Below are 23,242 nucleotides of genomic sequence, written 5' to 3' on the forward strand. Positions count from 1 at the left end.
ACCCCCATGTCGACGACCCCCTGGTATCGCGACGGCCGGCTGCATTTCGGTGCCGGTATCGAGAACACCTTCGTGCCGCAGGAGCGTCCGGGCGAACGCGCCATCGACGAGTACGCCCTCACCGAGCACTACGACCGGTGGAGCGAAGACCTCGACCTGGCGGTGTCGGTGGATGCCGAGTTCCTCCGCTGGGGGATCCCCTGGCACGTCGTGTCTCCCGAGCGCGGGAGGTGGGACTGGTCGTGGACCGACCGGGTGCTCGACGGCTTCGCCGCGCGCGGCATCCGTCCGATCGTCGATCTGCTGCACTACGGCACCCCGACGTGGATCGAGGGGGAGTTCGCCCACCCCGACTACGCCTCGTTCGTCGCCGAGTACGCCGCGCGCGCCGCGGAGCGGTACCGCGACCTGGCGACCGACTACACCCCCGTCAACGAGCCGATGCTGCACGCGCTCTTCACCGGTGAGTACGCGTATTGGCCGCCCTATCGCACGGGGCCGGGGGGACTCGTGGAGATCTCGACCGCGATCGCGCGCGGGTTCGTCGAGACGCAGCGGGCGGTGGCCGACGTGCTGGGCGCGCGCGCGACGTTCGTGCACGTCGACGCGTCGATGCGCTACGTCGGCGACATCGACGCGCCCGAGCATAGGGAGACGGCCGAGCGGTACCGCCATCAGGCGTTCCTCGTCGAGGATCTCGTCACCGGTGCCGTGGGGGAGCAGCATCCGCTCCTCCCGCTGCTGCGCGCGCACGGCACCTCCGACGAGACGCTCGCGTGGTTCGCCGAGAACGCCGTGCAGCCCGACGTGATGGGCGTCAACTACTACCCCCGGCACTCGACGGAACTGTTCGAGAGCGGCATCCACCACTCCGGTGGCTTCGCCGACCCCCGTCCCACGCGCGACGACGGCGTCGAGGGGCTTACCGAGATGCTGCGCATCTACGCCACCCGCTACGGCGCGCCGGTGATGCTCGCCGAGACGTGCGTGACCGACGACGTCGCCACGCGCCTGCGGTGGCTGGATGCCTCCGTGGCCGCTGTCGAGGGGCTTCGAGCCGACGGCGTCGATGTCGTCGGCTACACGTGGTGGCCGCTGTTCGACATGTACGAGTGGACCTATCGGCACAGCGAGGAGCCGCGGTCCGCACACCTTCTGACCATGGGGCTGCACGACCTCGTGGAGACCGAGACCGGGCTCGCGCGCCGCCGCAACCCCGTCGCCGACCGATTCGCCGAGTACGCATCCCGAGGAGCACGATGACCACCGCCCGCCTGACCCTCGACCCCCGCTTCCCGATCGGGGCCGTCCGTCGCCGTCTGTTCGGCGGTTTCGTCGAGCACCTCGGCCGCCACGTCTACGACGGCATCTACGAGCCCGGCCACCCCGAGGCCGACGACCAGGGCTTCCGCCGCGACGTGCTCGAGCTCGTGCGCGAGCTCGGCGTCTCGACGATCCGCTACCCCGGTGGCAACTTCGTGTCGGGCTTCCGGTGGGAGGACAGCGTGGGTCCGCGCGAACAGCGCCCCCGCCGCCTCGACCTCGCGTGGCACTCGACCGAGACGAACGAGATCGGGCTCCACGAGTTCGCGGACTGGCTCGACAAGGCCGGCAGCGACCTCATGTTGGCCGTCAACCTCGGCACCCGGGGCGTCCTCGAGGCCCTCGACCTGCTCGAGTACAGCAACGTCCCCGGGGGCACGACCCTCTCCCAGCAGCGCATCGACAACGGTCGGGCGGAGCCGTTCGGCGTCCGCGTGTGGTGCCTCGGCAACGAGATGGACGGTCCCTGGCAGCTCGGGCACCGCTCGGCCGAGGACTACGGCAAGATCGCCTCGCAGACCGCGAAGGGCATGCGCCAGCTCGACCCCTCGATCGAGCTCGTGGTGTGCGGCTCGTCGGGGGCGTCGATGCCGACGTTCGGGGAGTGGGAGCGCGTGGTGCTCGAGCACACCTATGACGACGTCGACATGATCTCGTGCCACGCGTACTACCAGGAGCACGACGGCGACATCGACTCGTTCCTCGCCTCGTCCGTCGACACCGACCGCTTCATCGAGGCCGTCGTCGCCACCGCCGACCATGTCGGTGCGGTGCGCGGCAGCGCGAAGAGAATCGACATCTCCTTCGACGAGTGGAACATCTGGTACCAGACGCGCTTCCACGACGTCGACCAGCTCACCGGCGTCGAGAACTGGCCCGTGGCCCCGCGTCTGCTCGAGGACGTGTATTCGGCCCTGGATGCCGTGGTCTTCGGCAGCCTCCTGATCTCGCTGCTCAAGCACGCCGACCGCGTGGCATCCGCCTCCCTCGCCCAGCTCGTCAACGTCATCGCCCCGATCATGACCGAGCCCGGCGGACCCTCATGGCGCCAGACGACGTTCTTCCCCTTCGCGATCACCTCGCGCCTCGCGCAGGGAGACGCCGTGCGTCTGCAGGTCGAGTCGCCGCTCATCGAGACCTCCACGTTCGGCGCGGTCCCGGCGGTGGATGCCGTCGCCACCCACGACGCCGAGACCGGGGAGAGCGCGATCTTCCTCGTGCACCGCGGGCGGGGCGAGGCGGTCGAGCTCCAGATCGACGTCGCGGGCCTCGGAGACGTCGAGATCGTCGAGGCGCACGTGCTGCACGACGACGACCCCTACGCGCGCAACACGCTCGAGCACCCCGAGCGCGTGCAGCCCCGGACGCTCGAGACACGGCTGGCGGACGGCATCCTGCACGTCACGCTCCCGCCCATCGCGTGGGCGGCGCTGTCGCTGCGGCGCATCGGCTGACGCCGCGGACGCAGAAACGCCCGTTCCCCGCAGAATCCGTGAGGAGAACTGCGAGGAACGGGCGTTTCTGCGAGGTTCGGCCGGGGCCGGGGCCGGGGCCGGGGCCGGGGCCGGGGCCGGTCAGGCCAGCTGCGCGCGGCGCTCGGCGAGCTGGTCGAAGGTCGCGAACGACTCGGCGATGGGGCTGCCCGTGAAGTGGCCGACCCAGCCGTCGTCGTCGTGGAAGAAGCGCACGCTCACGTAGTGGGGAGCGGTGCCCATGTCGAACCAGTGCGTGGTGTTGGCCGGCACCGAGATGAGGTCGCCCGCCTCGCAGTAGACGGCGTGCACCTTCTCGTTCGCGTGCAGGTAGAACACGCCGGCGCCCTTGGCGAAGTAGCGGTCCTCGTCGTCGTCGTGCTGGTGCTCCGACAGGAACTTCTGCCGCGAGGGGGTCTTCACCTCGTCGTAGTTCTCCTGGGCGGGGTCGAGGGCGACCACGTCGACCAGCGTGTACCCCTCGCGCTGCTTGACCTCGCCGATCTCGTCGGCGTACAGCGCCAGGACCTCGTCCTGCGAGGCGCCGGAGGGCACGTCGCGGATCTCCCAGCGTGAGAAGCGCGCGCCGAGCTCGGCGAGCGCGTCGCGGATCTCGGTCTCGTCGGTGGTCTCGAGGACGGGGCTGGTCGGGTCGGTGTCTTTCCAGACGGTCAGGAGCGTCACGGCTCCTCCTCTCGAACGAAGGCGGATACCCCTGATTGTCGCGCCGTTGCGGCAGCGGAGGGATCGCCGGTCGGCGTCGGCCGTAACAAAGCGCAACCTCGCAGCATCCGGCTCATCCGCCCCTGCTTTACTGCTCGACGGCCGTCCGACGCACAGCACTCGGCGACCGCCTCCGCACCCGCTCCCGCCCGAAGGGGACCCCGTGTCCGTTCGATCCCACCGCTGGGCCGCGCTTGTCGCCGCTACCGGCATCGCCGCCCTCGCCCTCTCCGGCTGCGCGCAGCAGAACACCGCGGCCCCCGCGGCCTCGGCCGCTCCCGTGCAGAAGGTCGAGAACCTGCCCGCGCCGTTCGACGGTGCACCCGTGAAGGTCGCCCTCGTGCAGCAGTCCGGCGCCGGGGACTTCTTCACCGCGTGGACGGCCGGCGCGAAAGCCCAGGCCGCCGCGATCAACATCGACCTCACCGTCTACGACGCCCGCAACGACAATGCCAAGCAGGCGTCCGATCTCGAGCAGGCGATCGCGGCCAAGCCCGCCGCGATCATCGTCGACCACGGTCAGACCGACACGATCGAGTCGCACGTGCACGACGCGGTGGCCGCCGGCATCCCCGTGATCGTCTACGACCTCGCCCTCAACGACCCCACCGGTGTCATCGTGACCTCGCAGTCCGACGCGTCGATGGCGCAGGGCGTCCTCGACCAGCTGGTCGCCGACGTGGGCGACGGCGCCAAGGTGGGCCTGGCCAGCACCGACGGTTTCGCTCCGCTCGAGCGCCGGAAGAAGGTGTGGGACGAGGTCGTCGCCGAGCACAACCTCGACCAGCTGTTCTTCACAGGCAAGGTCACCGAGTCGACCGCGACCGACAACATCCCGCTCATCGACGCCGCGCTGAAGGCGAACCCCGGGATCCAGGCGATCTTCGCGCCCTACGACGAGATCACGAAGGGTGTCGTGCAGGCCGTGCAGCAGAACAACCTGCAGGACAAGGTCAAGGTCTACGGCATCGACATCTCCAACGCCGACATCGAGGTCATGACCGCCGACGGCAGCCCCTGGGTCGCCACGAGTGCGACCGACCCCTCCGCGGTCGGTGCGGGTGTCGTGCGCGCCCTGGCCCTCTCGCTCGCCGGGCAGCTGAACGAGACGAGCGTGCAGTTCCCCGCGATCACGATCACGCGCGACTTCTTGCTCGAGAAGGGCATCACCAACGTCGCTCAGCTGCGCGAAGCGGAGCCGTCGCTCCTGCTGAGCGACACCGTGGTGGCCGACTGGCTTCCCGCGATCTCGGGATGACCTCACCCCTCCACGCCGACGCCGCTCGGGCCGACGACACCCCCGTCGTCCGCTTGAGCGGCGTCGGCGTGCGCTTCGGCAGCAATCAGGTGCTGCGGGACGTCTCGCTCGCGCTGCGCCCCGGCACCATCACCGCGCTGCTCGGGACGAACGGCGCCGGGAAGTCCACCCTCATCGGGGCGATCTCGGGCGCCAACGCGGCGTACACCGGCGAGATCGCGGTCGGCGGTTCGACCCAGCGACTGGGGTCGCCCGCGCGAGCCCGCCGCGCCGGCATCGAGACCGTGCACCAGCGCATCGCGGACGGGATCGTCGCGGGTCTCAGCGTCGCGGACAACCTCGGCATCACCGACCTCGCGCAGGGCGGACACCGTCTCGTCCGTCGCGCGACCTCGGAGCGTGTGGCGCGCGCCGCCCTCGAGCGGCTGGGCCTGTCGTGGTCCGACGAGGTCCTTCGAGCGGATGCCGCGCGCCTGGGCACCTCCGACGCCCAGCTCGTGGTGCTTGCGCGCGCCCTGCGCTCGACGCCGCGTCTGCTGATCCTCGACGAGCCCACCTCGGCCCTCACCGCGGCCGAGGCCGATCGTCTCTTCGCGGTTCTGCGGGTCCTGCGCGACGAGGGGCTGGCGATCCTGTTCGTCAGCCATCGCTTCGGCGAGATCGAGCGGCTCGCCGACCGCATCGTGGTGCTCCGCGACGGACGGATCGAGCTCGAGGCGGAGCGTCCGTTCGACTGGCACGCGGCGCTTTCGGCGATGCTCGGCGTCCCCACCGAACTCCAGCAGCACGTGGAGGAGCCGTTGCCGGCGGCGGCCGAAGTCCTCGCGGTCGAAGGGGCGCGCCTCCTCCCCGGGAGCGCGCCGCTCGATCTCCGGGTGCACGGCGGCCAGGTCACCGGCATCCTGGGTCTGCTCGGGGCGGGCAAGACCGAGCTCGCGGAGCTCGTGACGGGGGTGCGCGCGGACGCCGCGGCCCGTCTGCGGCTCGACGGAACCGAGTACCGCCCCGCCGACCCCGGAGCCGCGCAGGCCGCCGGCGTCGTGCTCGTGCCCGAGGACCGCCAGCGTCAGGGCATTCAACCCGGGTGGTCGATCGCCCACACCGTCGGCCTGCCGGTGCTGCGGACGCTGTCGCGCTTCGGGGTCATGACCCCGGGCCGCGAACGCGCGGCCGCCGCCGCCGTGGTCGCGGACTACGACGTCGTCACCCCGTCGATCGAGACGCGTGTCGACGATCTCTCGGGCGGCAATCAGCAGAAGGTCGTGGTCGGTCGCTGGCTGCGGACCGAACCGCGTGTCGCCGTTCTCGACGAGCCGTTCCGCGGCGTCGACATCGGCGCCCGCCGACGCATCGGCGCGGCCGTGCGCGAGCGGGCGACCACCGGCGCCGCCGTGCTCGTGCTCTCGAGCGATGTCGACGAGATCCTCGAGGTCGCCGACCGCATCGTCGTCCTCGTCTCGGGGCGCGTCGCTCTCGATACCCCCGCCGGCAGGCACGACCGCGCCCGCATCGTCGCGGCGCTGCTCGACGACCCCGGCCACCGGAAGGAAACCGCATGACCACCGCTCTCGCTCCCTCGCAGCCGAGCGTCGGATCCCGCATCGTCGACGGGGTCGCGAAGTGGGGCTTCGTGGCCGTGACGGCGGTGCTCATCGTGTTCTTCGCCGTCACCCAGCCGGCGTTCGCCACCCCCGAGAACATCTTCGGGATGCTGAAGTTCATCGCTCCGATCGGCATCGCCGGTCTCGGGGTGACGCTCGCGATGACCGTCGGCGGCCTCGACCTCTCGGTCGGCGCGAACGCGGGGTTCGCCGTGTCGATCGCCGCGTGGACGATGGTCATCGGCAATCAGGTCGGCGGGATCGCCGTCGGCGTCGTGCTGCTCTCGGGAGCGCTCATCGGGGCGATCAATGCCGCGCTCATCGTCTTCGCGCGCATCCCCGACCTGCTCGCGACCCTCGCCACGATGTTCACCGTGGTGGGGCTGAAACTCATCATCGTCGACGGCAAGTCCATCTCGTCGCAGATGACCCTCGACGACGGCACGACCGCTCCCGGACGCTTCACCCCCGACTTCGTGTGGTTCGACCGCGGCGCGATCGGACCGGTGTCGGTCCCCGTCGTGCTCTTCCTGGGGCTCACGATCGTCCTGTGGTTCGTGCTGGACCGCACACGCTGGGGCCGTGCACTGTTCGCGGTGGGATCGAACCCCGAGGCCGCGCGCCTGGCCGGCATCCGCGTCACGGCGTACCGAGCCGCGGCGTACATCGGTTGCGGCATCCTGGCCTCCATCGCGGGGCTCGTGCTCGCGGCGCGCATCGGCCAGGGCGACGTCACGGCCGGCAACAGCCTGTTGCTCGATGCCGTCGCCGTCGCGCTCGTGGGGGTCTCGGTCCTCGGAATCGGACGCCCGAACGCCTGGGGCACGGCGCTGGGCGCCGTGCTGATCGCCGTCATGGTCACGGGCTTCTCGATGATGGGGCTGCCGTACTACATCCAAGACTTCGGGAAGGGACTCGTGCTGCTGGTCGCGCTGCTGTTCAGCTTCACGTTCCGCCGCCGCAAGACCACCATCGTCGCCGGGAGCACGACCGCATCATGACCGAGACCCTCACCGATCAGCTCACCGTCGAGACGGTGCCCGCCTATCTCTCCGCACGCCCGCACCTGGCGGGGCCGGTGGATCCGGCATCCATCGTCTCGGTCGTCGAGGTCGGCGACGGCAATCTGAACCTCGTGTTCATCGTGACGGATGCCGCCGGGCACGGCGTCGTGGTGAAGCAGTCGCTCCCGCACGTCCGGGTCGATCCGTCGTGGCCGCTGACGCGCGAGCGCGCGGCGCGCGAAGCGGTCGTGCTCGGCGCGCACGAGAAGATCGACCCCGCGCACGTGCCCGCGTTCTACGGTTTCGACGTCGAGGCCCTCGCCCTGTCGATCGAGGACCTCAGCGACCACGCGGTGTGGCGCGGAGAGCTGATCGCGGGGCGCGTGCATCCCTACGCCGCCGCCGAGCTGGGCCGCTACGTCGGCGCGATCGGTTTCGCGACGAGCGTGTTCGGCACGCCGGGGCCCGAGCGCCGCCGCCGGATCGCCGAGGCGACCAACCCCGAGCTCAGCGAGATCACCGAGGACCTCGTGTTCACCGAGCCCTACGTCGATCACGAGCACAACGGCTGGCTCCCGGCGAACGACGACGATGTGCGCGAGCTGCGCGCCGACCGCGCGTTCGTCCGCGAGATGGGGCTCGCCAAGCAGCGGTTCCAGGAGAGCACGCAGAGCCTGATGCACGGCGACCTGCACACCGGATCGGTGTTCGTGCGCGCCGAGGGGGCGTCGGTGCGGGCATTCGACTCGGAGTTCGGCACCTACGGTCCGACCGGTTTCGACCTCGGCGCCGTGTGGGCGAACCTCGTGATCGCGGCGGCTCGCGCCCACGTGCTCGGCCGTTCCGCCGATGCCGAGACCCTGCTGCGTCTCCCCGTGGAACTCGTCGACGCGTTCGAGGTCGAGTTCCGCCGCCGCTGGCCCGACCGCGTCGACCCGCGCGTGTACGGCGACGACGTGCTCGAGCACACCCTCGCGGTCGTGCGATCGGATGCTGCCGCCTACGCCGCGGCGAAAGCCGTGCGGCGCATCGTGGGGTTCTCCAAGGTCGCCGACATCCAGACCCTGCCCGAGCCCGAGCGGGCTCTCGCGTCGCGCCTGGTGCTGCGCATCGCGCGGACGCTCGGCACCGCGCGCCTCGAGAACGCCGACCCGCGCGTGCTCGCCGAGCGCACGGTGGAGCTGCTCGGCTGACGCGGGGGGCGTGGCACACGCCGTGCGTCGCCGGCGGGCGGAGTTGGCGTGCGGTGTCGGCGCGGTGTCGGCCGACGGTGTCGGTGTCGGTGTCGGTGTCGGTGTCGGCCGACGGTCGGCGGCATGGGCCGCGCATAAACGCGATCCGCTCACATAAACGCGGGGAGAGCGTGTTTATGCGCGCCGATCGCGTTTATGCGTGTGGCACCGGTTCGCTGCGCCGGCAGGTCGGGGACTCCGCCCCGCGCGGATGCCGGGGCTCAGCGCGTCGCGACCGCGAAGCGCAGCAGCCACTCGGTGATCTCGAGGTGGCGGCGCGCGGCGGCGACGTCGGTACCCCACGCGTAGATGCCGTGGCTCGCGACGATGAGCGCGGGCACCTCGGGCACGTCGGCGGTCGCGGGGCGATAGACCTCGTCGAACCAGGCGGCCTCGACGGTCATGTCCTGGTGGTTGCGGATCACCGGGATCGTCACGGTCTCGTCGTGGGCGAGGTGGCCGATGCCCTTGAGCATCTCCATGTCGCGGATCTCGACGCCGCCCGGCCACCGGTGTCCGGCGACCACGGCGTCGAAGGCGTGCACGTGGAACACCGCTCCGGCCCCGGTGCGCGTCGCGATGTGGGCGTGCAAGCCGGCTTCGGCCGACGGCGGCCGGTGATCCTCGGGGTCGATCGCCGCTCCCGCGCCGTCGATCAGCACGATATCGCGCTCGGTGAGCTCCGACTTGTCGAGGCCGGAGGCCGTCACGGCCAGCACGAGCGGGTCACGATCGACGACCACCGAGAGGTTGCCCGAGGTGCCGCGCATCCAGCCGTACCCCGAGAACCGCGAGGCCTCGGCGGCGAGCGCGGCCCCGGCCGCCCGGACGCGATCGGGAGCCGGCAGCGTCATCGGGTGAGCTCGATCTCGTCGAAGGAGGCCGCCGCGTCGGCACCGAAGTCCGACCCCGCCCACGGCTCCCCGGCGCGGTCCAGCGCGACGACCTGCCACCCGGCGGCGCGCGCCGCGGTCACCTCATCGGGGTGGTCGGTGAGGAAGAGCGCGCGCTCGGCAGCGACGCCGAGAGCGGCGGAGATGCGCTCGTAGGAGGCGGCCTCCTTCTTCGGGCCGGCGCTGATGGTGTCGAAGTAGCCCTCGATGAGCGGGGTCAGATCGCCTTGCGGGGCGTGACGGAACCACGGGATCTGCGAGGCGATCGACCCCGACGAGTACACCGCGAGACGGATGCCGCTCTCGTGCCATTCCCGCAGGCGCGGGGGCACGTCGTCGAAGAACTGCGAGTGGATCTCGCCCGCGGCGAAGCCCTCGGCCCAGATGATGCCCTGGAGCGTCTTCAGCGGTGTCGACTTGACGTCGGATGCCATGAGCCCGCGGAGCGCCTCGGCGACCTCGGCGTCGGTGGCATCGGCATCCAGGCCCGTCTCGGCGATCGCGGCGGCGCGCGCCGAACGGACCGTGTCGTCGTCGCGGCCGAGCACCTCGTCGAGGCGGGGACGGGCGTAGTCGTACAGGTCGCCCAGGATGAATCCGGCTTCACTCGTGGTGCCCTCGATGTCGAGCACGACCAGGTCGGCGGAGATAGGGGTCATTCGGGGTCCTCGTCGGGGCGGGCGCTCACGGGGCGGAACGCGATGGTCTCGGGCTGAGCGGTGGATGCCACGGGCGCGGGGTTCTCGCGCGAGCGCCGGCGGCGCAGCGCCGGGGCCGGGCGGTCTGCGGCGCGCGCGTCGGGATCGGTCGAGAAATGCTCGCCCACGCGGCCGGGTTCGAAGGTTCCGCGGCTGGTCGCGATGCGGGTCACCAGGCGCGGCGGGGTGACGTCGAACGCGGGGTACCAGGCGTCGGTGACCAGCAGGCTGGCGGTCCGTCGCCCGAGTACCTCGAGCACCTCGGCCGGATCGCGGTCTTCGATGACGATGTCGTCCCCGGTCGGCGCGCCCGGATCCGGGGCCTCGACCATCGCGTAGTACGGGATGCCGAACGCCGCCGCCGCGGCCGCGTGCGCGAGCGTGCCCACCTTGTTCACGACGGAGCCGTCGAGCGCCACGCGATCGGCGGCGGTCACCACGGCGTCGATCGGCCCCGACCCGACGCCGCGCGGCGACGAGAGAGCGGCCGCGGCCATGCCGTCGGTGATGAGAGTGACGCGCTGACCGAGTTCGCGCAGCGAATGGGCGGTGAGGCGGGCCCCCTGGAGGTACGGCCGTGTTTCGGTCGCGATCCACTCGATCTCGCGGCCGGCCTCGCGCGCGGCGGTGACGAGGCCGAAGAGGTAGGCGTCGGCCCAGCAGTGCGTGAGGATGCGCGCGGATTCCGGCAGCAGCGACAGCGTCGCCCGTCCCAGGCGCAGGCTCGCCTCGCGGTAGTCGCGCTCGACCGCGACCGCCGCGTCGAGGGTGCGCTGCACGAGCTCGTCGGTGTCGGCGCTGTCGCGGCCGGCCTCGAGGATGCGGGCGACCGCGTCGCGCGGGTGAGCGTTCGTGGGACGCGCGGTCGCGAGGGCGCGGCCGGCGCGGCCGAGGGCGGTGCGCGCCTCCCCGAGGGGCAGCGTCCGCACCTGGAGAGCGGCGAGACCCATGCCCGCGCAGGCGGCGTACAGGGGGCCCGAGCTCTGCGTGACCATGTCGCGGATGGCCGTGGCGACCTCGTCGGGGGTGGTGGCATCCACCCAGTCGACGCGGGCGGGGAAGACGCGCCGATCGAGGATGCGGACGACACCGGCGGTCTCGTCGAGGACGACGGAGTGCTCGAGGGTGGCAGAGGTGGACATCCCGGTCATCTTCCCACGCGCCGCCGGGCGCGGGCCGTGCGTAACGTCGCGCGACGAGAGCGGGGAGGCGCGATCGACAGCCCGCGCGCGCCCGCTCGCTCCCGCCCGCACCCGCGTGCGAGAATGGCCGCGGCGTGCTCGGACCGACCTTTCCCCGCACGGTGCCTCCGCACCGACGGGTCGAAGGGCCACCGGGCCCCAGGACAGCGTCCGCCGCACCTTTTCTCCGAGGAGCAGAGATGTCCGCTACCCCCATCGCCACCACCGCCGAGGCCACGCCCACCGAGCGGGTGCAGCAGCACCGCCGGTACCTCATGTGCCGCCCCGAGCACTTCACGGTGAGCTACAGCATCAACCCGTGGATGGAGCCCTCGCGGCCCACCGACACGAAGCTCGCGATCGCCCAGTGGCAGTCGTTGTACGACACGTACACGCAGCTGGGACACGAGATCGAGCTCATCGATCCGCTCGAGGGTCTGCCCGACATGGTCTACACCGCCAACGGCGGCTTCGTCATCGACGGTGTCGCCTACGGCCCGAAGTTCCGCTTCCGCGAGCGTGCGGCCGAGGCTCCCGCGTTCATCGACTGGTTCGCAGCCAACGGCTTCGAGGTCGCCGAGCCCGTCGAGGTCAATGAGGGCGAGGGCGACTTCCTGCTCGTGGGCGACACGATCCTCGCCGGAACGGGCTTCCGTTCGACCGGCGACAGCCACCGCGAGGTCGGCGAGGTCTTCTCTCGCGAGGTCGTCTCGCTGACGCTGACCGATCCCCGGTTCTACCACCTCGACACCGCGATCGCCGTTCTCGACCCCGTCGAGGGCCCCGGCGGCGTCGACAAGGCCAACATCGCCTACCTGCCCAACGCGTTCGACGAGCAGAGCCAGGCGATCCTGCGCGAGCGGTACCCGGACGCCATTCGGGTCTCGGATGCCGACGGCGCGGTGTTCGGCCTGAACTCGGCGAGCGACGGCAAGAACGTCATCATCTCGCCCCGTGCCGTGGGCTTCGAGGCGCAGCTGCGCGAGCGCGGCTACACCCCCGTGAAGGTCGACCTGTCGGAGCTGCTGCTCGGCGGCGGCGGGATCAAGTGCTGCACACTCGAACTGCGCGGTGGTGCCCGATGAGCGCGACCCTCGACAACCTGGGCCTCGCGCTGATCGAGGCCGAGAGCGCGCACCTCGCCCACAACTACCACCCGCTGCCCGTCGTCGCCGCGCGCGCCGAGGGCGTGTGGATCACCGACGTCGAGGGCAAGCGCTACCTCGACCTGTTGTCGGCGTACTCGGCCCTGAACTTCGGCCACGGGCACCCCGCGATCCTCGCCGCTGCCCGCGAGCAGCTCGAGCGCCTGACGCTCACGAGCCGCGCGTTCCACAACGACAGGCTCGGTCCGTTCGCCACGGCGCTGTCGCAGTTGTGCGGCAAAGACCTGGTCCTGCCGATGAACACCGGTGCCGAGGCCGTCGAGACCGGCATCAAGGTCGCTCGTGCGTGGGGCTACCGCACGAAGGGCATCGCCCCGGACGCCGCGACGATCATCGTGGCGAACGGCAACTTCCACGGCCGCACCACGACCATCGTCGGCTTCAGCGACGACCCCACGGCGCACGACGACTTCGGTCCGTACGCGCCCGGCTTCGTGCACGTGTCGTACGGAGACGCGGATGCCATCGCCGCCGCCATCGACGAGAACACCGCCGCGGTGCTCCTCGAGCCGATCCAGGGCGAGGCGGGTGTCGTCGTCCCGCCGGACGGGTTCCTGCGCCGTGTTCGCGAGATCTGCACCGAGAACAACGTCCTCTTCATCGCCGACGAGATCCAATCGGGGCTCGGCCGCGTGGGCGAGACGTTCGCGTGCGACCGCGAGGGCGTCGTTCCCGACGTGTACCTCCTCGGCAAGGCGCTGGGCGGTGGCATCCTGCCGCTGTCCGCCGTGGTGGCGAACGACGACGTGCTCGGCGTCATCCGCCCGGGCGAGCACGGCTCGACGTTCGGCGGCAACCCGCTCGCCGCGGCGGTGGGCCTGCGGGTCGTCGAGATGTTGGCATCCGGAGAGTTCCAGACCCGCGCCAAGGCCCTCGGCGAACACCTCGAAGCGGCTTTGCAGTCCCTCCTCGGCCACGGCGTCAGCGCCGTGCGCATCGCGGGCCTCTGGGCCGGCGTCGACATCGACCCCGCCTACGGCACGGGCCGCGAGATCGCCGAGAAGCTCCTCGCACGCGGTGTGCTGGTCAAGGACACGCACGGGCAGACGATCCGCATCGCCCCGCCGCTCACGATCCGCGCGACCGAACTGGACTGGGCGGTCGAGCAGCTCCGGCACGTTCTGTCCGCCTGAGGGTCGACGCCCGAGATCACACGATCCGGTCGAGAGCACCCGCCCGGCGCGTGCCGATCCCCGTGATCTTGCGCGGTTCGTGTGATTTCGGGGCGGGGAGCCGTCAGGCGACGGAGATCGTGATCTCGTCCCAGCCGGTCGCGCCGTCGGGGGCGGGGGCCGCCCGGTCTGAGGTCTGGGTCTGACCGTCGGCGGAGACGGCGCGGCAGCGCACCGTGTGCGAGCCGCTCGTGGCGTTCCACGGCAGGTTCCACTGCACCCAGGTATCGGCCGAGATCGCGCTCGCGAGCGTGGCGGGTTGCCAGGCGCCGTCGTCGATCTGCACCTCGACGCCCGCGACACCGACGTGCGTCTGCCAGGCGACGCCCGCGATGACCGCGCGGCCGGCGGCGACGCGCGCCCCCGCGCGCGGGACGTCGATGCGCGACTGGAGTTTGACCGGCCCCCGCTCCGACCATCCTCGTGACGTCCAGTAGCCTTCGGCGCGGTCGAAGCGCGTGACCTCGAGCTCGGTGACCCACTTGGTCGCCGAGACGTAGCCGTAGAGTCCCGGCACGACCATCCGCACGGGGAAGCCGTGCTCGATCGGCAGCGGCTCGCCGTTCATACCGATCGCCAGGAGGGCGTCGCGGTCGTCGGTGAGGGCCTCGAGAGGACTGGATGCCGTGAACCCGTCGATCGACCGGGACAACACCATGTCGGCCTCGGCTGTCGGCCGTGCCCGGGCGAGCACGTCGCGCAGGGGCACACCGAGCCAGCGGGCCGTTCCGATGAGGGAACCGCCCACCTCGTTCGACACGCAGACGAGCGTGGCGACCGTCTCTTTCTGTGGAACGGCGACGAGGTCATCCCACCGCAGCACGACCTCCTGCTCGACCAGTCCGTGCACGCGCAGCGTCCAGGTGGCGGGGTCGACCTGCGGCACCACCAGGGCCGTGTCGATGCGGTAGAAATCCGCCGCAGGGGTGATGACGGGGGAGAGGCCGTCGATGCCGAGTTCCGCGGCGGCCGGCACCGGTGTCGTGGTCGCCGGGGTCGGCAGGCGCAGCGCGGAGCGCACCGCGCTCACGGCGCGCGCGCCGCCGCTCAGGGCAACGGACCCGATGGCGGCGAGCGCACCGGCCATCACCGCGACGCCGGAGAGCGCGAGGACCCCGCGGCGGGTGGGTCCGTCAGCGGTCTCGGGGGGCTCGTCCGGCGCGGCGGAGCGTCGCCGGAGCCGGCCGATCAACAGGGCGGCGACCACGGCCGCAGCGATCCCGGCGACCAGTGAGGGCAGCGGAGACAGCAGGCCGGCGTCCGCTCGGGTGGCGGCGACGACGGCGCCGACGGCACCGAGCGCGACGAGGAGGACGCGGCCCCACGGGGGCCGACGCGCCTCGACCACTCCCGCGACCCCGGCGACCGCCAGCAGCAGCACCGCGATGCCGACGAGGAGGGCGACCTTGTCGCCCGTGCCGAAGAGGCTGATGGCCAGGTTTTTCGCCCAGGAGGGGGCGATGTCGATCATGCCGCCGCCGATGACCGCGAAGGGGCTCGCCGAGGGCGAGAGGACGGCGGCCGCGAGCTCGCCCAGCCCGGCCCCCAGCACCGCGGCGGAGATCGCCGCGACGACCGCCGGGAGGTCGCGGGTGCGGGAGCGCGCAGGGGTCACGAACGGAGCTTAAAGACCGTGGGCGACCCCGGCGTCGTCACCGTCGGAACTCACAGCCAACCGGCATCCCCCCGGATCAGACCAGAGTGTCCACGCCCGCCAGCGGAAGGGACGTGTCCCAGACGCGGGCGGCCTCGCTCAGGTCGCTGAGCGGTCGGTAGAGCGCGTGGGTGCCGGGCGCCCCGCCGAGGTGACCGGGGCCGGTCGGGCCGTAGAGCACATCGCTGCGCGGGTCGTCGGTGGTCGACGCAAGGAGAGCAGGAAGGGCGGCGGTGGTGACCGTGCCGACGAGGAGACCGCGCGCCGACAGCCATCGGATCACGCGCACACCCGTCGTGTCGGCGGCGCGCCCGATCTCGGGGCGCGCAGCGAGCAGGTTGGTGGGCGCGACCCCGGGGTGCGAGAGCACACTGCGCAGGCCCCACCCCTCACGCCGTGACCGTTCATCGAGCTCGCGGGCGAACAGGCCCAGGGCGATCTTCGACGCCGCGTACGCGCGCTGCCCGTTGTAGTCCCGAGCGCTCTCGAGGTCGTCCCACACGATGCGGCCGCGCGCGGCCGCGACGCTCACCTGGGTGACCACGCGTGCCCGTCCGGCTTTCAGCAGCGGGAGCAGGTGCCCGACGAGGGCGACGTGGCCCAGGTGGTTCGTCCCGAACTGCAGCTCGTGGCCGTCGGCGGTCGTCTGTCGCGCCGGAGGGGTCATCACCCCGGCGTTGTTGACGAGCAGGTGCACCGGCATCCCGTCCTGGCGAAGGGTCGCACCCAGGTCCGCCACCGAGGCGAGCGACGAGAGGTCGAGATCGCGGATCTCGATGCGCGCCCCCGGGTGACGATCCCGGATGCCGCGAGCCGCGCGCTCGCCCTTCTCGCGGTTGCGGACGGGGAGGACGAGCACGGCCCCGGCGGCGGCGAGGCGCTCGGCGATGACGAGTCCCATGCCGTCGCTGCCCCCGGTGAGTACCGCGCGGTGGCCGGTGAGGGACGGAAGGGGGAAGGCGATGTCGCGGGTCATGGGGTCTCCTGAGTCGTCGGTCGTCTCAGCATCACGCGATCGCTCCGCCGGAGGCAGGGCCTGTCGATCCCCGGCTCACGGATCCGTGGACACCAGAGGGGGATCGGCGCGCCCTCGTTCGCGCGGGCCGCGGACGGTAGACAGGACGTCGTGATCGATCGAGCCGCGCTGGCGGATTTCCTGCGCACCCGCCGAGAGGCGTTGCAACCCGAAGACGTGGGGCTTCCGCGGGGAGCGCGCAGGCGGACCCGGGGACTGCGCCGCGAGGAGGCTGCCGCCCTCAGCCACATGTCGACCGACTACTACGCACGGCTCGAGCGCGAACGCGGACCCCAGCCGTCGGAGCAGATGCTGGCATCCATCGCCCAGGGTCTGCACCTCTCGAGAGCGGAGCGGGATCACCTGTTCCGGCTGGCCGGTCACGTGCCCTCGGATCGCGGACTCGGCGGGGAGCACATCAGCCCGGGCCTGCTCCGCGTGCTCGACCGCCTCGACGACACCCCCGCCGAGGTCGTGACCGAGCTCGGTGAGACGCTGCGGCAGTCGCGACTGGGGGTCGCTCTGACCGGTGACGCCGGCCTCCGCCGCGGCCCGATGCGGAGCCTGGGATACCGGTGGTTCGCCGACCCGGCATCCCGCGCGCTGTACGCCCCCGACGACCACGTCTTCCTCAGCCGCCTGTTCGCGTCGGGCCTGCGGGAGATCGTCGGCCGGCAGGGTCCCGGATCACGCGCCGCCGATCTCGCCGACGATCTGCTGAGACGCAGCGGCGAGTTCCGCGAGCTGTGGGCCCGTCACGAGGTGGGACTGCGGCCGAAGGACACGAAACACTTCGTGCATCCGAGCGTGGGCGAGATCGAGGTGCACTGCCAGACGCTCGTCGACCCGGGGACGAGCCACTCCCTGTTGGTCTACACCGCCGCTCCGGGCAGCGAGAGTGCCGAGAAGCTCCGGCTGCTGGCCGTGGTGGGCCCCGCGCTTCCCGCGCTCCCCGCGTGAGGGCCGCGTTCTGTCGCGGAGATCGCCCGGCGGCGACGGTTCACGGCGAGTCGCGAGTAGCGTGCTGAGCATGCGAGAGAACGTCGCCCGGGTGCGCCGCCCGGCCACCGAGGAGACTCCGGCGTTCGATCTCACCTACGTGCGGTCGGGGCCCCGCGGAGCAACGCCCGTGCTGGTGATCCCGGGAGGTCCCGGCCTCGCCTCGGTGTTGCCGTACCGGGGTCTGCGGCGGTGGGCCGCGCGGGGCGGCCTCGATCTGATCATGGTCGAGCATCGCGGAGTCGGGCGCTCGCGCACCGACCTCGACGGCCGCCCCCTTCCCCCCGCCGCGATGCGCGTCACAGCCGTGCTCGACGATCTCGCGGCGGTGCTCGACGCCGAGGGGATCGATCGCGCGGTGATCGTCGGCTCCTCGTACGGCAGCTATCTCGCCATGGCCTTCGGGGCTCGGCATCCCGAGCGCGTTTCCGCCATGCTGCTCGACTCCGCCCTGCAGTCGGCGCACGACATCGACATCGAGCGCGATCGGCTCCGTGAGCTGTTCTGGGATGCCGACGACGACATGGCGCGAGGGGTGAGACGCCTCATCGCGGCGGGTGTCTCGGAGCGCGTGGTGCTCGACATCGTGCGCGCAGCCTACGAGCTCGGTGGCACCGACCTCATGCACCCGCTCGTGCGGCATCGGCCCGGCTTCGCCTGGAGAGCCCTGGGTGCGTACGCCACGCGCGACGGCTCGATCGCCCGGATCCCCGGCATCTACGAGTTCGACCTCGTCGGCACGATCGCCTTCCGCGAGTTGGGGTACGGCGGCACCCCCGACGGTCACCCCCTTGACCCCGCGCGCACGTACCTTCCGCTCGCGCCGCGCTATCCGGCGTTCGCGGGGGAGCCGTACGACCTCATCGAGGCGGTGCGCTCCTTCGACTGGCCACTCGTCGTGCTCTCGGGCGACCGTGACCTGCGCACGCCGTCCGCGATCGCCGAGCGCGTGGTCGCAGCGGCTCCGGATGCCACCCTCGTGCGCATCCACAACGGCCACAGCGCCCTCGACACCCACCCCATGGCGTTGCTGAACGCGGTGCGGCGGCTCGTCCGCGGGCAGCAGGACCGCCTGCCCGGCGACGAAGCGGCCCTGAACCGCCTGCCGCGGAAGGGCCTCTCCGCGTCGTTCCCGGCTCTGCTCCTGCACATCGCCCACCTCGACGCCCTCCTGCGTTCGCGCGTGCTGCACCGCTGATTCGCAGTGCCGGGGTCGCGGCATCCTGTCCGCGGCGTGCCGTTCGGCAGCCGGGCGTGGGCCGTCGCGCGGAGTCGGGTGGCGCCGCGCCGTTCCGCCCCGGTCGGTGGGCGGTGTGTCGTCGGAGGACTCCGCACGACGGCCCGCCCCCTCGGTGCGGCGGAACGGGCGGCCCGGTGCGTCACTGTCCGGAACGGGTGGCGGTGTCAAGGATCTGCCGGAAGACGACTCCGCCGCCGAGGCTGAGGGGGTGACCGTCGGCGACCATCCCCCCTCTCCCCTCCTCGTGCCGCCCGACACGCCCGACCTCGATGACGTCCGTTCCTCGTTGGAACGAGCGGATGCCATCGACGACCTCGGCACCGACCTCGCCGCCACGCTCGCCTGGGTCACCCGCGTCGAGCCCCCGCGCTCGCTCGCGGCGCGGTGGGAACTGCTCGCCTCGGTCGCGGCGCGCGACGTCGCCGCGGCCCGCGTGCTGGAACCGCACCTCGACGCGCTCGCGATCCTCGAGGAGGCTGCCGCGGCGGGGATCGATGTCGCCCTCGACCCGGGCGGATCATGGGGCGTCTTCGCCGCCGAGGGGCCAGGCGTGCGTCTGGAGGCGCGACAGGTGGCCGGCACGTGGACGTTGCACGGCACGAAGCCGTGGTGCTCTCTCGCCGCCGATCTCGACCGTGCGCTCGTCACCGCCTGGATCGACGACGACCGCCGGCAGTTGTTCGCCCTCGACCTGCACGACACCGCCGTGACCGCACGCTCGGGGCCCTGGCACGCCCGCGGACTGGATCGGGTCGTCAGCGCTCCGATCGACGTCGACGGCGCGGCGGCCGTGCCGGTGGGGGATGCCGGGTGGTACCTACGCCGCCCGGGCTTCGCCCACGGCGGGGTCGGTGTCGCGGTGTGCTGGTGGGGTGGGGCCGTTCCCCTCCGCGACGCCCTCGCGGCGGCTGCGAAGGAAGATCGCGCCGACCAGCTCTCCCGTGTGCACCTCGGCCGCGCCGACGTCGCTCTGTGGGCGGCACGCGCCGTGCTGGGGGAGACCGCGACGGTGTTCGGCGCCGGAGGCTCGGCATCCGAGGGTCTGCGGGCGCACCGGGCGCGAACGGTGGTGGCCGATGCGGTCGAGACCACCCTCGCCGAGGCGGCCCACGCGCTCGGCCCGTCGCCGCTCGTCGCCGACGAGGCGCACGCGCGCCGTGTGGCCGACCTCCAGGTCTACGTCCGACAGCACCACGGCGACCGCGACCTCGCGAGGATCGGCGGCGACGTCGCAGCGGGGAGGGGCGCGTGGTGAGCTTCGACCACCGTGACCCCGGCACCGACGAGGGCATCTGGGCCGACGCGCTCGCGCGCGACCTGCCCGCTCTCGCCCTCGACGTCGACCGTGTGATCGTCATGGCCGCGCACCCCGACGACGAGAGCCTCGGGGCGGCGGGACTGCTCGCGACGGCGGTGGCCCGTGGCATCCCGATCGACCTGATCGTCGTGACCGACGGTGAGGGGTCACACCCCGACTCCCCCACGCACACCCCCGCGACTCTCGCGCTGCGCCGGCGCAGCGAACTGCTCGAGGCGGCCGAGATCGTGGGTCTCGACGATCCGCCCATCTTCCTCGGCTTGCCCGACGGGGGGACCGACGGGCATCGGGATGCCATCGCCGCGGCGCTGCGCGACGCCCTCGACCGTGCGGGTGCGCACCGCGTGCTCGTGCTCTCCCCGTGGCGCGGTGACGGTCATCGGGATCATCGCGTCGTCGGCGAGATCGTCGAGGAGGTCTGTGCGGCGCGTCGCGTGCGCTCCCGCGCGTTCCCGATCTGGCTCTGGCACTGGGGCGACCCCGACGACGTTCCGTGGGACCGCGCCGAGCGCGTGGCCCTCGACGTCCGGGCTCGGGATGCCAAGACCCGAGCGCTCGCCGCGCACGCGAGCCAGATCCTCCCGCTGTCGCCCGCGCGCGGTGACGAGGAGATGATCCACGCGCGCATGCGCGCGCATTTCGACCGCGACACCGAGGTGTTCTTCGCGCCCGCCCCCGTCGAACGCGCCACCGTCGGGCAGGACTACTTCGACGACATGTACGCCCGGCACGACGACCCCTGGGGCTTCGACTCGCGCTGGTACGAGGAGCGCAAGCGCACTGTGCTGCTCGCTGCCCTTCCGCGTCGCCGCTACCGGTCGGTGTTCGAGGCCGGGTGTTCGACGGGCGCGCTGACCGCGCAGCTCGCCGACCGCGCCGACCGCGTACTCGCCGTCGACCTCGCGACCGCGGCCCTCGACCGCGCTCGCCGACGGCTCGCGGGTCGAGCGAACGTCGAGCTGCGTCGCGCCACCCTCCCCGCGGACTGGCCGGAGGGGCTCTTCGACCTCGTCGTGCTGTCGGAAGTGGCCTACTACTGGGCCGGTGCGGATCTCGACCAGGGGCTGACGGCGAGCGTCTCCGCGCTGAGCGCCGACGGGCACCTCGTCGCCTGCCACTGGCGGCATCCGGTCGAGGAGTACCCCCGAAGCGGCGACGACGTGCACGACGCGCTCGCCGCTCGACCCGACCTCGTGCGCCTCGTCCGGCACGAGGAGGAGGACTTCGTGCTCGAGGTCTACGGCCACCCGGGGGCGCGCTCCGTGGCGACCGAGGCGGGACTCGTGCCGTGAGGGCGGTGGCGGTGGTGATCCCCGCGCACGACGAGGAGGCCCTGATCGGCCGGTGCCTCGCGTCGGTGACGCGGGCCGTGGCGCACGCCCGCGAGCGTGAGCCCGACCTCGTCACGGCGACCGTGGTCGTCCTCGACGCGTGCACCGACACGACCGCTCCACAGGCGCGCCGTTGGCCCGTCGAGACGGTCGAGATCACGGCCCGCCGCGTGGGGACGGCCCGCCGGATCGGCATCGCCCGCGCGCTGTCGAGCCTGGACGCGGATCCCCACGACACGTGGATCTCGATGACGGATGCCGACACCGTCGTGCCCCGCGACTGGATCACGCACCAACTCGACCTGATGGAGGCCGGGATCGACCTCGTCCTCGGGACCGTGCGCCCCGATTTCGCCGACCTCAGCGCCCGCCACGCGGCCTACTGGCGGGCGACGCATCACCGGGGGCGGCCACCCGGAAACGTGCACGGAGCCAACCTGGGCGTGCGCGCGAGCGTTTACGCCGAAGCCGGCGGCATCCCGGATCTCGTCGAGCACGAAGACGTCGCTCTCGTCCGGGCGGTCCGGGCCCTCGGGGCGCACGAGCGGGCGAGCGACGTGCACGAGGTCGAGACCTCGGGCCGGTTCACGGGGCGGACGCCCGGTGGCTACGCCGCGTTCCTCGCACGGGTGCACGCCTGGGTCGACGCGCCGCCGCTCGCCGCTCCGGGCGCCTGACGCATCGGCCGGGGGCTCGTCAAGCACCTCTGTCGTACGGGGGTCGCCGCGCAGACTGGCCATCCCCCCGGAAAGAGAGGCATCACCATGAAGGCACTGACCTGGCAAGGCAAGCGCAACGTGAGCGTCGAGGAGGTCCCCGACCCGGAGATCCTCGAGCCCACCGACGCGATCGTGAAGATCACCTCCACCGCGATCTGCGGCTCCGACCTCCACCTCTACGAACTCTTCGGACCGTTCATCGACAAGGGCGACGTGCTCGGCCACGAACCGATGGGCGTCGTCGTCGAGGTCGGATCTGCCGTGACGACCCTCGCGGTCGGCGACCGCGTCGTCGTGCCGTTCAACATCTCGTGCGGGTACTGCTTCATGTGCCGACGCGGTCTGCAGTCTCAGTGCGAGACGACGCAGGTACGCGAGTACGACAGCGGAGCAGCGCTGTTCGGCTACACGAAGCTGTACGGCCAGGTGCCGGGCGGTCAGGCCGAATATCTGCGTGTGCCGCTGGCCGACTACAACCACATCCGCGTCGGCGACGACCTGCCCGACGACCGCTACCTCTTCCTCAGCGACATCGTGCCGACCGCCTGGCAGGGCGTGCAGTACGCGAACGTCCCCGAAGGCGGCACGCTCGCGGTCATGGGCCTGGGCCCGGTCGGGCAGTTCGCGGCTCGCATCGGCGTGCACCTCGGGTACCGCGTGCTCGCTATCGAGCCCGAGCCGGAGCGCCGCGCGATGGCGGAGCGCCACGGCGTGCTCACCTACGACCTGACCGACACGGTGGTCGACGAACTGATCGACCTCACCGAGGGGCGCGGGGCGGACGGGATCGTGGATGCCGTCGGCATGGAGGCCCACGGAAACGGCGGCATCAAACTGGCCCAGAACGCCGTCGGGCTGCTGCCCGACGCCCTGGCGCAGAAGCTCATGGACAAGGCCGGTCTCGACCGCCTCGCCGCGGTCTACGCCTCGATCGACCTCGTGCGCCGCGGCGGCACCGTGTCACTCAGCGGCGTGTACGCGGGCGAGGCCGACGTGCTGCCGATGAAGACGATGTTCGACAAGCAGCTCAACCTGCGCATGGGGCAGTGCAACGTCAAGCGCTGGATCGATGACCTGTTGCCGCTCGTCGAAGACCCCGCCGACCCGCTCGGTGTGATGGACCTCGTGACCCACCACGCCCCGCTGGAGGACGCTCCCGGCCTTTACGAGACGTTCCAGAAGAAGGAAGACGGCTGCATCAAGGTCGTGCTGCGCCCGGGGTCCTGAGACTCCGCTCGGGTAC

20 protein-coding genes are annotated in these 23,242 nt (G+C 71.9%); 14 read left to right on the plus strand and 6 right to left on the minus strand.

Annotated features, from left to right (window positions below):
* The first annotated feature begins 6 nt into the window (after positions 1 to 6).
* Positions 7 to 1,263: a family 1 glycosylhydrolase gene (locus PIR02_07975; GenBank protein ID WZH38602.1), complete on the plus strand. Its 1,257-nt coding sequence runs from the start codon at positions 7 to 9 to the stop codon at positions 1,261 to 1,263.
* Complete coding sequence (locus PIR02_07980) at positions 1,260 to 2,777, plus strand: alpha-N-arabinofuranosidase (GenBank protein WZH38603.1); 1,518 nt, start codon at positions 1,260 to 1,262, stop codon at positions 2,775 to 2,777. Before PIR02_07975 ends, PIR02_07980 begins: the two co-directional genes overlap by 4 nt.
* Before the next feature lie 120 nt (positions 2,778 to 2,897).
* On the opposite strand, the gene PIR02_07985 is transcribed toward PIR02_07980, so the two are convergent.
* The gene (locus PIR02_07985) at positions 2,898 to 3,479 is read right to left on the minus strand and encodes a cupin (GenBank protein WZH38604.1); all 582 of its coding nucleotides are present in this window, start codon (positions 3,477 to 3,479) and stop codon (positions 2,898 to 2,900) included.
* A gap of 202 nt (positions 3,480 to 3,681) precedes the next feature.
* On the opposite strand from PIR02_07985, the gene PIR02_07990 reads away from it, so the two are divergent.
* Genes PIR02_07990 through mtnK form a run of 4 tightly spaced genes read left to right on the plus strand, consistent with a single transcriptional unit; the run spans position 3,682 to position 8,574 of the window.
* Positions 3,682 to 4,776, plus strand: coding sequence for a substrate-binding domain-containing protein (locus tag PIR02_07990; protein ID WZH38605.1), 1,095 nt, complete (start codon positions 3,682 to 3,684; stop codon positions 4,774 to 4,776).
* Entirely contained in the window at positions 4,773 to 6,335 is a 1,563-nt protein-coding gene (locus PIR02_07995; GenBank protein WZH38606.1) for a sugar ABC transporter ATP-binding protein, read from the plus strand. Before PIR02_07990 ends, PIR02_07995 begins: the two co-directional genes overlap by 4 nt.
* Positions 6,332 to 7,378, plus strand: coding sequence for an ABC transporter permease (locus PIR02_08000; protein WZH38607.1), 1,047 nt, complete (start codon positions 6,332 to 6,334; stop codon positions 7,376 to 7,378). The genes PIR02_07995 and PIR02_08000 overlap by 4 nt, the downstream gene beginning before the upstream one ends.
* Entirely contained in the window at positions 7,375 to 8,574 is a 1,200-nt protein-coding gene (gene mtnK, locus PIR02_08005; protein ID WZH38608.1) for an S-methyl-5-thioribose kinase, read from the plus strand. The genes PIR02_08000 and mtnK overlap by 4 nt, the downstream gene beginning before the upstream one ends.
* Positions 8,575 to 8,834: 260 nt before the next feature.
* On the opposite strand, the gene mtnB is transcribed toward mtnK, so the two are convergent.
* The 3 genes from mtnB to PIR02_08020 are packed head-to-tail and all read right to left on the minus strand — an operon-like array spanning position 8,835 to position 11,346.
* Positions 8,835 to 9,467, minus strand: coding sequence for a methylthioribulose 1-phosphate dehydratase (gene mtnB / locus PIR02_08010; GenBank protein WZH38609.1), 633 nt, complete (start codon positions 9,465 to 9,467; stop codon positions 8,835 to 8,837).
* The gene (mtnC, locus tag PIR02_08015) at positions 9,464 to 10,165 is read right to left on the minus strand and encodes an acireductone synthase (protein WZH38610.1); all 702 of its coding nucleotides are present in this window, start codon (positions 10,163 to 10,165) and stop codon (positions 9,464 to 9,466) included. Before mtnC ends, mtnB begins: the two co-directional genes overlap by 4 nt.
* Entirely contained in the window at positions 10,162 to 11,346 is a 1,185-nt protein-coding gene (locus tag PIR02_08020) for a hypothetical protein (protein WZH38611.1), read from the minus strand. The genes mtnC and PIR02_08020 overlap by 4 nt, the downstream gene beginning before the upstream one ends.
* Before the next feature lie 239 nt (positions 11,347 to 11,585).
* Here PIR02_08020 and PIR02_08025 point away from each other — a divergent pair, with 239 nt between their 5' ends.
* Together PIR02_08025 and rocD are read left to right on the plus strand one after the other, a co-directional pair.
* Complete coding sequence (locus PIR02_08025; GenBank protein ID WZH38612.1) at positions 11,586 to 12,470, plus strand: N-dimethylarginine dimethylaminohydrolase; 885 nt, start codon at positions 11,586 to 11,588, stop codon at positions 12,468 to 12,470.
* Positions 12,467 to 13,684 (plus strand): ornithine--oxo-acid transaminase, encoded by a 1,218-nt coding sequence (gene rocD, locus PIR02_08030; protein ID WZH38613.1) that lies wholly within the window; start codon positions 12,467 to 12,469, stop codon positions 13,682 to 13,684. Before PIR02_08025 ends, rocD begins: the two co-directional genes overlap by 4 nt.
* A 103-nt stretch (positions 13,685 to 13,787) precedes the next feature.
* Here rocD and PIR02_08035 read toward each other — a convergent pair whose 3' ends face one another.
* Both PIR02_08035 and PIR02_08040 read right to left on the minus strand, forming a co-directional pair.
* Positions 13,788 to 15,338 carry a molybdopterin-dependent oxidoreductase gene (locus PIR02_08035; protein WZH38614.1) on the minus strand — a complete coding sequence of 517 codons (1,551 nt, stop codon included), beginning with the start codon at positions 15,336 to 15,338 and terminating at the stop codon, positions 13,788 to 13,790.
* A 76-nt stretch (positions 15,339 to 15,414) separates the two neighbouring features.
* On the minus strand, positions 15,415 to 16,353 hold the full coding sequence (locus tag PIR02_08040) for an SDR family oxidoreductase (GenBank protein WZH38615.1): 939 nt from the start codon (positions 16,351 to 16,353) through the stop codon (positions 15,415 to 15,417).
* Positions 16,354 to 16,503: 150 nt separating this feature from the next.
* On the opposite strand from PIR02_08040, the gene PIR02_08045 reads away from it, so the two are divergent.
* From PIR02_08045 to PIR02_08070, 6 genes are all read left to right on the plus strand, one after another.
* Entirely contained in the window at positions 16,504 to 17,352 is an 849-nt protein-coding gene (locus tag PIR02_08045) for a helix-turn-helix transcriptional regulator (protein ID WZH38616.1), read from the plus strand.
* 70 nt (positions 17,353 to 17,422) lie between these two features.
* Positions 17,423 to 18,589, plus strand: a complete 1,167-nt coding sequence (locus PIR02_08050; protein ID WZH38617.1) for an alpha/beta fold hydrolase — start codon at positions 17,423 to 17,425, stop codon at positions 18,587 to 18,589.
* Between the two features lie 250 nt (positions 18,590 to 18,839).
* Positions 18,840 to 19,886 carry an acyl-CoA dehydrogenase gene (locus PIR02_08055; protein ID WZH38618.1) on the plus strand — a complete coding sequence of 349 codons (1,047 nt, stop codon included), beginning with the start codon at positions 18,840 to 18,842 and terminating at the stop codon, positions 19,884 to 19,886.
* Positions 19,880 to 21,241 carry a bifunctional PIG-L family deacetylase/class I SAM-dependent methyltransferase gene (locus tag PIR02_08060; protein ID WZH38619.1) on the plus strand — a complete coding sequence of 454 codons (1,362 nt, stop codon included), beginning with the start codon at positions 19,880 to 19,882 and terminating at the stop codon, positions 21,239 to 21,241. Before PIR02_08055 ends, PIR02_08060 begins: the two co-directional genes overlap by 7 nt.
* Positions 21,242 to 21,255: 14 nt before the next feature.
* Positions 21,256 to 21,957, plus strand: coding sequence for a glycosyltransferase family A protein (locus PIR02_08065; protein WZH38620.1), 702 nt, complete (start codon positions 21,256 to 21,258; stop codon positions 21,955 to 21,957).
* A gap of 87 nt (positions 21,958 to 22,044) precedes the next feature.
* Positions 22,045 to 23,226, plus strand: a complete 1,182-nt coding sequence (locus PIR02_08070) for a glutathione-dependent formaldehyde dehydrogenase (GenBank protein WZH38621.1) — start codon at positions 22,045 to 22,047, stop codon at positions 23,224 to 23,226.
* Positions 23,227 to 23,242 lie beyond the last annotated feature (16 nt).

The organism is Microbacterium enclense, assembly GCA_038182865.1.
Taxonomy (GTDB): Bacteria; Actinomycetota; Actinomycetes; order Actinomycetales; family Microbacteriaceae; genus Microbacterium; species Microbacterium enclense_B.

Excerpts from the sequence above, each read along its gene's own strand:
- PIR02_08050 (WZH38617.1), top strand. The coding sequence starts at position 17,423 with ATGCGAGAGAACGTCGCCCGGGTGCGCCGCCCGGCCACCGAGGAGACT.
- PIR02_08040 (WZH38615.1), bottom strand. The coding sequence starts at position 16,353 with ATGACCCGCGACATCGCCTTCCCCCTTCCGTCCCTCACCGGCCACCGC.
- mtnB (WZH38609.1), bottom strand. The coding sequence starts at position 9,467 with ATGACGCTGCCGGCTCCCGATCGCGTCCGGGCGGCCGGGGCCGCGCTC.
- PIR02_08070 (WZH38621.1), top strand. The coding sequence starts at position 22,045 with ATGAAGGCACTGACCTGGCAAGGCAAGCGCAACGTGAGCGTCGAGGAG.
- PIR02_08020 (WZH38611.1), bottom strand. The coding sequence starts at position 11,346 with ATGTCCACCTCTGCCACCCTCGAGCACTCCGTCGTCCTCGACGAGACC.
- PIR02_07980 (WZH38603.1), top strand. The coding sequence starts at position 1,260 with ATGACCACCGCCCGCCTGACCCTCGACCCCCGCTTCCCGATCGGGGCC.
- PIR02_08000 (WZH38607.1), top strand. The coding sequence starts at position 6,332 with ATGACCACCGCTCTCGCTCCCTCGCAGCCGAGCGTCGGATCCCGCATC.
- mtnC (WZH38610.1), bottom strand. The coding sequence starts at position 10,165 with ATGACCCCTATCTCCGCCGACCTGGTCGTGCTCGACATCGAGGGCACC.
- PIR02_08025 (WZH38612.1), top strand. The coding sequence starts at position 11,586 with ATGTCCGCTACCCCCATCGCCACCACCGCCGAGGCCACGCCCACCGAG.
- rocD (WZH38613.1), top strand. The coding sequence starts at position 12,467 with ATGAGCGCGACCCTCGACAACCTGGGCCTCGCGCTGATCGAGGCCGAG.
- PIR02_07975 (WZH38602.1), top strand. The coding sequence starts at position 7 with ATGTCGACGACCCCCTGGTATCGCGACGGCCGGCTGCATTTCGGTGCC.
- PIR02_07995 (WZH38606.1), top strand. The coding sequence starts at position 4,773 with ATGACCTCACCCCTCCACGCCGACGCCGCTCGGGCCGACGACACCCCC.
- mtnK (WZH38608.1), top strand. The coding sequence starts at position 7,375 with ATGACCGAGACCCTCACCGATCAGCTCACCGTCGAGACGGTGCCCGCC.